This window comes from Deinococcus pimensis DSM 21231, from assembly GCF_000519345.1.
Lineage (GTDB): Bacteria > Deinococcota > Deinococci > Deinococcales > Deinococcaceae > Deinococcus_A > Deinococcus_A pimensis.
Genome location: NZ_KI912673.1, coordinates 85,572 through 85,808 on the forward strand (window position 1 = coordinate 85,572; position 237 = coordinate 85,808).

Annotated in this window: 1 protein-coding gene; it reads right to left on the minus strand. The window is 73.0% G+C overall.

Going from position 1 to position 237, the window contains the following annotated elements; translation table 11 throughout:
* Positions 1-237, minus strand: a 237-nt coding sequence (locus tag DEIPI_RS0122755; RefSeq protein ID WP_027483288.1) for an FGGY family carbohydrate kinase, incomplete at both ends; no start/stop codon positions are given.

Here is a 237-nt window from a genome sequence, read left to right on the forward strand (position 1 = left end):
GGGCGCGAGCTGGTCGCGTCTGAGGCCGAGGTCGTCGATGAGCGTGTCGTCCCAGGTGTCACGTTCGAAGTCGTAGAGCAGCGTGGCGGACGCGTCGGAGGGTTCGGCGGCGGCGACGCCGGTGAGCTTGAGGCGCAGCCAGTCCTTGGGCTGGAGGGCCCAGCGGGCGCGGGCGGAGGTGCGCGGCTCGTGTCGGGCGAGCCAGAGCAGGGTGGGGCCTGCCATGCCGGTGGTGAC